Below are 11,710 nucleotides of genomic sequence, written 5' to 3'. Positions count from 1 at the left end.
CGTCCTACCCCTTGACTTGCGCCGCTGCGGCCAGGGCCTTGTCGGCCGCGGCCTTCTGCGCGTCGGTCGGCCGCTTGAGGCCGATGCGCATCGTGAAGTTCGCCACGCGGCGCTGGTCGCGCTGGCTCAGGCTCACCGTTGCGGAAGTAATTTCAACCAGCTCGGGCTTGACCAGCCAGGGGCTGTTGTTGCCAAGGTTGCGCAGCAGTTCGGAGACGCGCTCGTTCGACTGCGCCATGCCTTGCAGCGTGACGGTCTGGTTCTCCTGCTTCATGCTGGTGATATAGGCGCCGTCAGGCAACTGCCGGACCAGTTCATTGAGCAGGTGCACCGGCAGGTTGCGGTCGCCCTGAAGGTCTTCGACCGCCTGCTGGCGAGCACGCAGGGCTGCAATTTCCTGCTGCAGCGTCGAAATTTCCTTGATCTCGGCGTCGAGCTTGGTGATTTCCGTCTTCAGGAAGTTGTTCTTGGCCTGCTGGGCCGAGATTTGCGCCTCGAACCAGAGAAAGCCAAGGCCCGCGATCACGCCGCCCAGGATGGCCGCGGCACCCAGGGTGCCGTAGAAAGCTTCGCGCCGGCGCTTTCGCGCAGCTTCGCGATGCGGAAGCAAATTGATGAGGATCACTGCACGAACCTCCGCATGGCAAGACCGCAGGAGGTCAGATAGGAAGGCGCCTCGCGCCGAACCTTCTTCTCACGGATGTTGGGCCCCATCTCCATGCCGTCGAACGGATTCACGAGCGAACAGGCAAAGGAGGTCTGACGGGTGACGGCGCTGGTCAGACTTGGCAACGAGGCCGAACCGCCCGCGAGCAGCACATAGTCGACGCGGTTGTGCGGCGTGCTGGTAAAGAAGAACTGCAGTGCACGGGCAATTTCCTGCGCAATGCTTTCCACGAAGGGCTTCAGCACGCTGGAGCCGTAGTCGTCGGGCAGGTCTCCGCTGCGTTTCTTGGCTTCAGCCTCTTCGGCGGAAAAACCGTACTGGCGGACGATCAGTTGCGTCAGCTGGGCGCCGCCGAAAGCCTGGTCGCGGTCGTACAGCACTTCCTGGTTGCGCAGCACCTGCATGCTGGTGGTGAAGGCGCCCACTTCGAAAAGGGCCACGACGGCGTCGAGGCCCTTGCCCGGCAGTTGTTCGATCAGGCGGGCGGTTGCGAGGCGCGATGCATAAGACTCGACGTCCAGGATCATCGCCTTCAGGCCGGCCGCTTCGGCCAGCCCTTCGCGGTCCTGGACCTTTTCCTTGCGGGATGCGGCAATCAGCACCTCGACATCGCCGGCAGAGGCGGCGCTCTGGCCGGTCACACAGAAGTCAAGACTGACTTCGTCCAGCGAAAACGGGATGTATTGGTTGGCTTCGGACTCCACCTGGAGTTCGAGCTCCTGCTCGCTCATGCCGCCCGGAAGAATGATCTTCTTGGTAATGACAGCCGATGGGGGCAGCGCCAGCGCCACGTTGCGCGTGCGGGTGCCGCTCTTGCGCACGACGCGGCGAACGGCTTCGGCTACTTCATCGAACTTTTCGACGTTGCCGTCAGTGATCCAGCCCCGCTCAAGGGGTTCGATCGCGCACCGCTCCAGAACCAGCTTGCCGCTGGCCTCCCGGCCGAGCTCGACCAGCTTGACGCTGGACGAACTGACGTCCAAGCCGAGCATGGGGGCGTTCTGACGACGAAACAATGATCCGAAAGCAGCCAAGTTAGGTCCCTTTACCCCTGCATTTGTAACCAATGGAAAAAATTGCGTTCGGTTGCATGCTAGCAGGAGGCGTACTTGCAACCAAGCGGCGGCGGGGTTCAACCCTGGGGACCGTTGTCAAAACCTGACGTTGAAGCCACATTCAGTAACTTTTGGTTTAGCGCGCAACGATGCGCCAAAGTTCGTCCTCGGGCAGGAGGGCGGCTTTTTATAATGTCGGGTGATTCTCCGGGCCTACATGCAAGAAACCTCACGCCCTAAAGGGCCAGCCAAGACTCCCTCCTCCACACGCCCAGCCTGGCTCAAATGGCTGCTGCGCTTCATGGCCTGGGGATTCGGCATTGCCGCGGCCGGTGTGCTGGCCGTTCTGTGCGTGGTCGCGGTCGCCCTGGCGGTCGCCTACCCCAATCTGCCGGATATTTCCGAGCTGTCCGACTACCGGCCGAAGCTGCCGCTGCGGGTTTTCTCCGCCGAAGGCATCCTGATTGGCGAGTTCGGCGAGGAGCGCCGCAACCTCACGCCGATTGCGGCCATCCCCAAGCTGGTGAAGGAAGCGGTGTTGGCCGCTGAAGACACGCGCTTCTACGACCACGGCGGCGTCGACTACAAGGGCATGGTGCGCGCGGGGCTGGCCAACATGAACCGCGTGAAGAGCCAGGGCGCCTCGACCATCACGATGCAGGTGGCGCGCAATGTCTACCTGAGTTCGGAGAAAACGCTCACCCGCAAGATCTACGAAGTGCTGCTCACTTTCAAGCTGGAGCACCTGCTTACCAAGGACCAGATCTTCGAGATCTACCTGAACCAGATCTACCTGGGCAACCGCGCATACGGCTTTGCCGCGGCCTCCGAAGCGTACTTCGGCAAACCCCTGCAGGATCTTTCCATCGCCGAGGCGGCCATGCTGGCCGGCCTGCCGAAGGCACCGGGCGCCAACAACCCGGTCAACAATCCGCAGCGCGCGCGCGGGCGCCAGTTCTACGTGATCGACCGCATGCAGGACGCAGGCTTCATCACGGCCGAGCAGGCCGCCGAGGCCAAGAAGGAAGAGCTGCACTTGCGCGACGCGGCGGACCCGAACCGCCTGCACGCCGAGTACGTGGCCGAAACCGTGCGCCAGCTGATGTATGCGCAATACGGCGACAGCACCTACACCCGCGGCCTGAAGGTGTACACATCGCTGGTCGCTGCCGACCAGGCCGCCGCATACAAGGCGCTGCGCAAGGGCATCATGGACTACGAGCGGCGCCAGATCTATCGCGGCCCCGAGAAATTCGTCGACCTGCCCAGCGATCCGAAGGAACTCGACGAAGCCGTGGACGACGCGCTGACCGACCACCCCGACAACGGCGACGTGATGTCCGCCGTGGTGCTCAAGGCCAGCGCGAAAGAGATCTCGGCCGTCCGCGGCAACGGCGATCCGGTGCAGATCACCGGAGAAGGCCTCAAGCCCGCCCAATCCGGCCTTTCCGACAAGGCACCGCCCAACATCAAGATTCGTCGCGGCGCCGTGATCCGCGTGGTGAAGACGCCCAAGAACACCTGGGAAATCACCCAACTGCCAGAAGTGGAAGGCGCCTTCGTCGCCATGGATCCGCGCGACGGCGCCATCAAGGCGCTGGTGGGTGGCTTCGACTTCGGAAAGAACAAGTTCAACCACGTCACGCAGGCCTGGCGCCAGCCGGGTTCGAGCTTCAAGCCCTTCATCTACTCGGCCGCGCTCGAGAAGGGCTTCACCCCGGCCACGGTGATCAACGACGGCCCGCTCTTCTTCGATGCCGGCACCACCGGCGGTCAGCCTTGGGAGCCCAAGAACTACGGTGGCGGCTATGACGGGCCGATGTCCATGCGCACCGCGCTGATGAAGTCGAAGAACCTGGTGTCGATCCGCATCCTGCAATCCATCGGCACGCGCTACGCGCAGGAATGGATCACCAACTTCGGCTTCGACAAGGACAAGCACCCCGCCTACCTGCCGATGGCGCTCGGGGCCGGTTCTGTCACGCCGATGCAGCTGGCCGTGGGGTACTCGGTATTCGCCAACGGCGGCTACCGCGTCAATCCCTATCTGGTGACCCGCATCACTGACCACAAGGACAGGGTGCTGGTCGACAAGCAGCCGCCGCTGTTGAACGAGACAATTCGCGCCATTCCCCAGCGCAATGCCTTCATCATGGACACGCTGCTGCAATCCATCACGCGCGCCGGCACCGCGGCCAAGGCGCAAGCCATGCTGAAGCGGCCCGATCTCTACGGCAAGACCGGCACCACCAACGACTCGCTCGATGCATGGTTCGCGGGCTTCCAGCCCACGATGACGGCCATCTCCTGGATCGGCTACGACACGCCGCGCAACCTGGGCGACCGCGAAACCGGCGGCGGCCTGAGCCTGCCGATCTGGATCAACTACATGGAAACGGCGATCAAGGGCGTGCCCGTGACCGATCTTTCAGCCGCACCGCCCGCCGGCGTCGTGAACGTCGGCGGCGAGTGGTACTACGACGACTACGCGCCGGGCCGAGGCGTCTCCAGCCTCGGCGTGGAGGCCCCTTCGGCGCCTGCGCCTCCCGCAGAGTCACTGAGCGGCGTGCCGGTGAGCCCGCCTCCGCCGCCCGAGGAGCGCAATCGCATTCTCGACCTCTTCAGGAATTGAGGCGAACAAGGTCAGGCGGCCGCAAACTCCAGCGGCTGCCCGGCTTGCAGGCTCGCCTCGCGCGACAGGTTGCCGAAGAATTCCTCGCCGGTCTTGGTGTCGACCCAGGCCTTGCCGTCAAAGCGGTAGTGATAGCCGCCGGAGCGCGCAGCCAGCCAGATTTCCTGCAGCGGTTTCTGCAGGTTCACGATCAACTGGCTGCCATTCTTGAATGAAATCGTGATCATCCCGCCCACCCGCTGGTTGTCGATGTCGGCGTCGGTTGCATCGTTGATGCGGTCGCAACCTTGCTCGATGGCGGCGAGCGCGGCTTCGGCGCGGTCCATGTATTCGGAGTCGGTCATTACAATTTCGTTATGTTGAATGTTCGTCAAATTCTAGTGAGCGCCTCCAGCCGCGCTGCGCTCATGGTCTGCCTGGCTGCGGTGGCGGGCGCCCTGGGCGCTTGCGGGCAGCGTGGGCCGCTCTATCTGCCAACCGATCCGGCGGCCGCGCAGCGTGCCACGCTGCCGCAGTTGCTCACACCCGGCGGCTCGCGCGCTGCAGACGCTGAAGCAGCGCCCAAGCCCGCCGCGGCCAGCAGCGCGCCGGCTGCCGCAACCGGCAATGCCACCAGCCCTGGAGTGCCGAAGTGACGAACGCCCCTCTTCCTCTCCTTCCCGGCCATCCGCACATCGCGCATCGCGACGGCGCGCTCCACGTCGAGGGTTTGAGCCTCGACGCCCTCGCCCGCGAACACGGCACCCCCTTGTTCGTCTATTCGAAGCAATGGATGCTGGACGCGCTGGCAGCCTACCAGCGCGGCTTCGAGGGCCGCGAAGCCCTGATCTGCTACGCGATGAAGGCGAACTCATCACTCGGCGTGCTGCGCGTATTCGCCGAGGCGGGCTGCGGGTTCGACATTGTTTCGGGCGGCGAGCTGGGCCGTGTGCTGGCCGTGGGCGCCGATCCGGCAAAGATCATCTTCTCGGGCGTGGGCAAGACCCGCGCCGAAATGCGGCAGGCGCTCGCGGCCGGCATTGCCTGCTTCAACGTGGAGAGCGAAGCCGAGCTCGACGTGCTCAACGAAGTGGCACTGGCCGAGGGGCGCCGCGCGCCCATCAGCATCCGCATCAATCCCAACGTCGATCCCAAGACGCACCCCTATATTTCCACCGGGCTCAAGGGCAACAAGTTCGGCATCGCCCACGACCGCGCGGTCGAGGCCTATCGCCACGCCGCCAGGCTGCCGGGACTCGAGGTGGTGGGCATCGACTGCCACATCGGCTCGCAGATCACCGAAGCCTCGCCCTATCTGGATGCCTGCGACCGGATACTCGACCTGGTCGAAGCCATCGAAGCGGCCGGCGTGCCGATTCATCACCTGGACTTCGGCGGCGGCTTGGGCATCGACTACAACGGCGAAGTGCCGCCCAGGGCCGATGCGCTCTGGCAGCAACTGCTCGCGCGGCTCGACGCCCGCGGCTTCGGACGGCGCAAGCTGGTCATCGAGCCGGGCCGTTCGCTGGTCGGCAATGCAGGCGTGTGCGTGACCGAAGTGCTCTACACCAAACCGGGCGAAGACAAGAACTTCTGCATCGTCGATGCGGCAATGAACGACCTGCCGCGGCCGGCGATGTACCAGGCGTTCCAGCAGATCGTGCCGCTGCGCATCCGTGCCGGCAGCGCGCCGGTCTACGACGTGGTCGGCCCGGTTTGCGAAAGCGGCGACTGGATCGGCCGCGACCGTGCGCTCAACGTGGTGTCCGGCGACCTGCTGGGGGTGCTGTCGGCAGGCGCCTATTGCATGAGCATGGCCAGCAACTACAACACGCGAGGCCGCGCCGCCGAAGTGCTGGTGAGCGGCCAGAGCGCCACGCTGATCCGCCGCCGCGAGACGATGGAAGACCAGCTGCGCAGCGAGCGGATCGAGGGCTGATCCGTCGCAGCCGCCGGGGGCGCGCCGACCAACGCGTCAGCCGGCGCTGCTGCGGCCCAGCGACTTCTCGTTGCTGCTACTGCCGCCGCGAGCGCCCGCCAAGGGCTTCGGCTTGCGCTTGCTCGCGTAGTTCCACACGCGCCACCCCAGCAGCACCGCGACGATTGCCGCGTAGACGAACACCTCTGCGAAGTTGTTCTTGCCCGCGCGCATCCAGAAGAAGTGCAGCAGGCCGAGGCCGGCGATCAGGTAGACCAGCTTGTGCAGCATTTGCCAGCGCTTGGCGCCCAGTGCCTTGATCGCGCGGTTGAACGAAGTGGCAGCCAGCGGCGTCAGCAGCACGAAGGCGGAGAACCCCACCAGGATGAATGGCCGCTTGGCAATGTCCTTGGCGATTTCGGCCCACTCGAAGCCCATGTCGAACCAGCTGTAGCACAGCAGGTGCAGCACCACATAGAAATACGCGAACAGCCCCAGCATGCGGCGAAAGCGCGCGAGCGCGTTGGCCTTGGTGATCACGCGCAGCGGCGTCACGGCCAGAACGATGCAGATGAAGCGCAAGGTCCAGTCGCCCGTGGCGCGGATCAAAAACTCGGCCGGGTTCGCACCCAGCCCGTCGGTGAATGCGCCGTAGGTCAGCCACGCGAACGGCAGCAGGCACAGCAAAAAGATCACCGGCTTGGCCGCCGGATGCATGAGCAGCTTGTTCATGGCGCGAAGGCTGAGTGGCCGTGCCGGCTCAATAGTTCTTCTTCAGGTCCATGCCCGCATAGAGCTGGCCGACCTGGGCTTCGTAGCCGTTGAACATCAGCGTCTTGTTGCGCTTGGCAAAAAGCCCGCCGCCGTCGCCGATGCGGCGCTCGGTGGCCTGGCTCCAGCGCGGATGGTCGACGTTCGGGTTCACGTTCGAATAGAAACCGTATTCCTGGGCCGCGGCCTTGTTCCACGCCGTGCTCGGCTCCTTTTCGACAAAGCGGATCTTCACGATCGACTTGGCCGACTTGAATCCGTACTTCCACGGCACCACCAGGCGCACCGGCGCGCCGTTCTGGTTGGGCAGCACTTCGCCATACATGCCAAAAGCCAGCAGCGTGAGCGGATGCATGGCCTCGTCCATTCGCAGGCCTTCGGTGTAGGGCCAATCGAGCACGCGCGAGCCGACGAAAGGCATGGTTTTGGGGTCGGCCAGGGTGACGAACTCGACGTACTTGGCGTTGCCCTGCGGCTCGACCCGCTTGATGAGCTCGGCCAGCGAATAGCCCACCCACGGAATGACCATCGACCAGCCCTCGACGCAGCGCAGCCGGTAGATGCGCTCTTCCTGCGCGCTGAGCTTCAGCAGGTCTTCGATGCCGTACTTGCCGGGTTTCTTGACCAGCCCCTCGACCTCCACGGTCCACGGGCGGGTCTTGAGCGTGCCGGCGTTCTTGACCGGATCGCCCTTGTCGGTGCCGAACTCATAGAAGTTGTTGTAGCTCGTCGCGTCCTTGTAGTCGGTGAGCTTTTCCATCGTTTGCGCGCCCGGCACGGCGGACTTGGCGCCCGGAAGCAGCGCCAGCTTGTGCGGCCCGGTCGCCTGGGCGAAGGCCTCGCGTCCGGCAAAGCTCGCCAGCGCGGCGCCGGCGGCGCCGCCAGCCATGAGCTTCAGCAGGTCGCGCCGGCTCTCGTAGATGGCGCGCGGCGTGATCTCGCTCGAAAGCGGATGGATGAAACCGCTGTTGCGACCTTGCGGGCGGGAGAAAAACGACATGGTGGTGGCCTTTCGCGTGAATCGTTGTGCTCAGGGTAGTTCGAGCAATTCCCTGATTCGGTTACGCACAATCGCTGCGCGTGGATTCCATTCTTCGCGAAAAGCCGGCGGCCCGGGGCTACAAAGTGCCGTAACTGTGCAGTCCGCTCAGGAACATGTTCACGCCCAGGAAAGCAAAGGTGGTGACCGCCAGGCCAGCCAACGCCCACCAGGCCGCCACGGTGCCGCGCAAACCCTTGACCAGCCGCATGTGCAGCCAGGCCGCGTAGTTGAGCCAGACAATCAGCGCCCAGGTCTCCTTCGGATCCCAGCTCCAGTAGCCGCCCCAGGCGTCGGCCGCCCACAAGGCGCCCAACACGGTGGCAATGGTGAAGAAGGCAAAGCCGACCGTGATCGACTTGTACATCACGTCGTCGAGCACCTCGTTGGCGGGCAGCCTTGCCGCGATGCGCTTGCGGCCCAGCAGAATGCCCGCAGCGATGAGTGCGGAGATGCCTGCATAGATCACCCAGTAGCTGCCGCCGGCCTCTTGCACGCGCTGGCGGAATGCCACCGGCACAAAGCACAGCGCCACGCCCAAAAGCCAGATCGGCGTGAGCTTGTACCAGCGGGTTTCGCCCGCCTGCTCCTTCACCAGGTAGGCGAAGGCCACCATGGCCGCAAGCGCGAAGGTGCCGTAGCCGATGAAGTTGGCTGGCACATGAAGCTTCATCCACCAGCTCTGTAGCGCTGGCACCAGCGGCTGGATCTCGTGGGCATTGCGCACCAGCGTGTACCAGAGCAGGAAGCCCACCGCTGCGCTCACCACCAGCATGACGAACGCGCCGAGCGCGCGGGTGCCATAGCGCGCTTCGAAGTACAGGTAGAAGGCCGCGGTGAGCCAGCAGAACAGCACGAACACTTCGTACAGGTTGCTGACCGGGATGTGCCCGATGTCCGGCCCGATCAGGTGGCTTTCGTACCAGCGCACCATGGTGCCGATGAGCGCCATGGCAATGGCGGCCCATGTGAGGCGCGAGCCGATGAGTTCGAAGGTGTCGCCCTGCTTGCCGCCGAAGAAACCGAGCCAGTAGAACAGCGTGCTCATGAAGAACAGCACGCTCATCCAGAGAATGGCCGACTGGCTCGACAGGAAATACTTGAGCCAGAACACCGTGTCCGCGCGCGCCAGGTCGCCCTGGTAGGAGCCGATGGCCAGCAGCGAGGCCGCCGCCACTAGGATGGCGAGCACCCGCAGCGGCCGCCAGAACCAGCCGATCGCAATGACGGAAACCATTGCGGCGATGAGGATCGGCTTCTCGTACGAGTCCATCGAACCCGCATACCGCACAAAGGCAAAAAGGCCGCCTGCAAGCACCAGTGCCGCGAAAACCCAGTCGAACAGGTTGCGGCGCGAAAACCAGCTTTCATTGAGCGTGAGGGTGGTGGTGTTCATGGCGACGCCGTTCCTTCGTTTTTCAGGGCAAGCAGCTTGTGCTTGAGGTGCTCGAACTCGCGATCGCTGTCAATCGTCTTGCGATTGACCGAGAAGGCCATCGTGGCAGCCGTGGTGGTGTTGTCTCCTGCGCTTGCGCCGGCGGGTGTCAGCCATACCCAGAGCCGGCGTTCGCGCACGTACAGCATGGCAAAAATTCCGACGATCAGCAACAGGCAGCCCAGATAGACCACGTTCTTTCCGGGCGCGCGCGCCACCTGGAACACGCTGGCCTGCACCTGGGTGAAGTCGGTCATCATCATTGCGACCGGCGCCGGATAGAAATGCGCGTCGCTGATGGCCAGCACCGCCTGCGTGAGAAAAGCCTGCGCCTTGTCGTCGCGCGGCAAGGCCGCGAGCCCCGCGCTTTCGCGGCTGAGATTGAGCAGTTCGAACAGCACGTCGTTCAAGATGCGCACCAGTACGGCGCCGGCACGTTCGCGCTCGGGCTCGGGCACGTTGGCTTCCATGAATTCCGCAATGGCCTGCCAGCCGCCCTGCGTGCTGGCGTCGGCCTTCGCCCGCTCGCTGCCGGCAAAGAGCGCGAGTGCACGCGCAGCCGACACGCTCAGTTGCTCGGCCATTTCAGGCCGCTTCGGATCGACGGCCTTGGCGACGTAGCGCTCGACGGCACGCGCGCGGGTGTCGGCGTCGGCCAGCAAAGCGCGCATGCGCACGAAGCTGTCCATGCTGCCCTGCTCGTCGGCCGGCACGCGAAGATAGCGGAACGGCTCTTCGGGCTTTTCGCGCATGCCGAGCAGGAACACCGGCTGGCCGTCGCCGGTGTCGACCGGCACCATGTAGTTCTGGTACTCGCGCGCCTGGCCGGCGGCATCCCGCAGCTTGTAGCCGATGCTCGGGCCGATGTTGCGCAGCACCTTCGGCTTGGTGGTCTTGTTGGCGGCGCCCAGGCGCGATTCGATGTCGTGGCGCAGGTCGACCTTGCGCACGTCGGCGCCGCTGCCCATGGCACCACCGTCGGCAAAATTCTCGACGTTGATCACGCGCAGCGCCGCATATTCGAGCGTGAGCTTTTCCTTGCCGTTGGTAATTTCGGTGCTCGGCCCGCCGATGACGCCATCGACCTCGAAGGGCTTGGCGGCGGCGGCCATCGGCACTGCCTTGAGCTTCACCTTGGAGCCGCCGTCGTCGAAGCTCGACTGGTAGATTTCCACGCCCTTGTAGCTGGCCGGATGATTGACCTCGATACGCGCGGGCACCTGGGCACCGGTCTCGCGGTCGTGCAGCACCACCTCGCTTGCAAACAGCTTGGGCATGCCGGTCGAGTAATAGTCGACGATGAACTTCTTGAGCTCGATCGAGAACGGCAGCTCCTGCAGCAGCACGCCGTCGGACTGCTGCAGGATGGCCACGCTGCCCTGCCCGCCTTCGGGCACCAGGATGTTGCCGCGGAAGGTTGGGTTGCGAGGCGACAACCGGTGCTGCGGCGGCACGTCGGCAATCATGCCGCCGCCGGTGAACACGCTCTTGCCGTTGAACCAGGTCTGGGCACGCACCACCAGGTCGCCGTCGAGCAGGCCGCCGATGCACACCAGCACGATGGCGCTGTGCGCGGCGATGTAGCCCAGCTTGTGGGCGCCGCCCGCACGGGCCGCGACCATCCAGCCGGCGCCGGACTGGCCTTCCACGGCCTCGCGCTGCTGCAGCTTGACCTTCCAGCCGCCGCTCACCAGCAGTTGGCCGATGCGGTTGGCCGCCGCGGCGGGCTCCTCGGCAAGCTGGTTTTCAGCGCGATGGCCAAAGGCCTTGAGACTCTGCGCGCGGATGTTTTCCTTGAAGGTCTTCAGGTCCACAAAAATGCGCGGCGTGTTGCGCGCAATGCAGAGCGACGTGCTGATCACCAGGAACAGCAGGATCAGCAGGAACCACCAGGCGCTGTAGACCGAGTCGAGCTTGGCCGCACGGAACAGCTCGGCCCAGAACGGACCGAACTGGTTGATGTAGTTGTTGATCGGCTCGTGCTGCTTGAGCACGGTGCCGATGATCGATGCGATGCAGATGACCGTGAGCAGCGCAATCGCAAACCGCATCGACGAGAACAGCTCCACCGCAGCGCGAAGCACTTGCGGGCCGCGATGGACGCGAAGGCCGTGGGTGGAGACAGACATCGGTAGGCGAGGAGGAAAGGAACAGGAAAAAGCAAAGGGCGGGCCATCCAGCTGGATCGGCCCGCCCTCTGTTTGGGTTTTTTAT

General features: G+C 64.4%; 10 protein-coding genes. 3 read left to right on the top strand and 7 right to left on the bottom strand.

Translation table 11 applies throughout. The features are described 5' to 3' along the window. Positions 1–4 precede the first annotated feature (4 nt). A complete protein-coding gene (locus EJI00_RS00530; RefSeq protein ID WP_126745515.1) occupies positions 5–625 on the bottom strand; it encodes a PilN domain-containing protein in 621 nt (206 codons plus the stop codon). Further along, on the bottom strand, positions 622–1,701 hold the full coding sequence (locus EJI00_RS00525; RefSeq protein ID WP_126745805.1) for a pilus assembly protein PilM: 1,080 nt from the start codon (positions 1,699–1,701) through the stop codon (positions 622–624). The genes EJI00_RS00530 and EJI00_RS00525 overlap by 4 nt, the downstream gene beginning before the upstream one ends. A 322-nt stretch (positions 1,702–2,023) precedes the next feature. Here EJI00_RS00525 and EJI00_RS00520 point away from each other — a divergent pair, with 322 nt between their 5' ends. Beyond that, on the top strand, positions 2,024–4,354 hold the full coding sequence (locus EJI00_RS00520) for a penicillin-binding protein 1A (protein ID WP_126745514.1): 2,331 nt from the start codon (positions 2,024–2,026) through the stop codon (positions 4,352–4,354). Positions 4,355–4,365: 11 nt separating this feature from the next. On the opposite strand, the gene cyaY is transcribed toward EJI00_RS00520, so the two are convergent. Next, positions 4,366–4,698: an iron donor protein CyaY gene (gene cyaY / locus EJI00_RS00515; RefSeq protein WP_126745513.1), complete on the bottom strand. Its 333-nt coding sequence runs from the start codon at positions 4,696–4,698 to the stop codon at positions 4,366–4,368. 36 nt (positions 4,699–4,734) lie between these two features. On the opposite strand from cyaY, the gene lptM reads away from it, so the two are divergent. Continuing rightward, a complete protein-coding gene (gene lptM, locus EJI00_RS00510) occupies positions 4,735–4,989 on the top strand; it encodes an LPS translocon maturation chaperone LptM (protein WP_409513995.1) in 255 nt (84 codons plus the stop codon). Next, the gene (gene lysA / locus EJI00_RS00505) at positions 4,986–6,272 is read left to right on the top strand and encodes a diaminopimelate decarboxylase (protein WP_126745512.1); all 1,287 of its coding nucleotides are present in this window, start codon (positions 4,986–4,988) and stop codon (positions 6,270–6,272) included. Before lptM ends, lysA begins: the two co-directional genes overlap by 4 nt. Positions 6,273–6,308: 36 nt before the next feature. Here the strand turns inward: lysA and EJI00_RS00500 are convergent, their stop codons facing one another. The 4 genes from EJI00_RS00500 to EJI00_RS00485 all read right to left on the bottom strand — a co-directional run bounded on the left by EJI00_RS00500 (position 6,309) and on the right by EJI00_RS00485 (position 11,625). Further along, a complete protein-coding gene (locus tag EJI00_RS00500) occupies positions 6,309–6,983 on the bottom strand; it encodes a sulfite oxidase heme-binding subunit YedZ (protein WP_126745511.1) in 675 nt (224 codons plus the stop codon). 28 nt (positions 6,984–7,011) lie between these two features. Continuing rightward, positions 7,012–8,022, bottom strand: coding sequence for a protein-methionine-sulfoxide reductase catalytic subunit MsrP (gene msrP / locus EJI00_RS00495; protein ID WP_126745510.1), 1,011 nt, complete (start codon positions 8,020–8,022; stop codon positions 7,012–7,014). A gap of 118 nt (positions 8,023–8,140) precedes the next feature. Next, entirely contained in the window at positions 8,141–9,457 is a 1,317-nt protein-coding gene (ccsB, locus tag EJI00_RS00490) for a c-type cytochrome biogenesis protein CcsB (RefSeq protein WP_126745509.1), read from the bottom strand. Further along, on the bottom strand, positions 9,454–11,625 hold the full coding sequence (locus EJI00_RS00485; RefSeq protein ID WP_126745508.1) for a cytochrome c biogenesis protein ResB: 2,172 nt from the start codon (positions 11,623–11,625) through the stop codon (positions 9,454–9,456). Before EJI00_RS00485 ends, ccsB begins: the two co-directional genes overlap by 4 nt. Between the last annotated feature and the right edge of the window lie 85 nt (positions 11,626–11,710).

The sequence above is a fragment of the Variovorax sp. DXTD-1 genome (assembly GCF_003984625.1).
Lineage (GTDB): Bacteria > Pseudomonadota > Gammaproteobacteria > Burkholderiales > Burkholderiaceae_C > Variovorax.
This window is presented reverse-complemented; position numbering and strand designations above follow the sequence as displayed.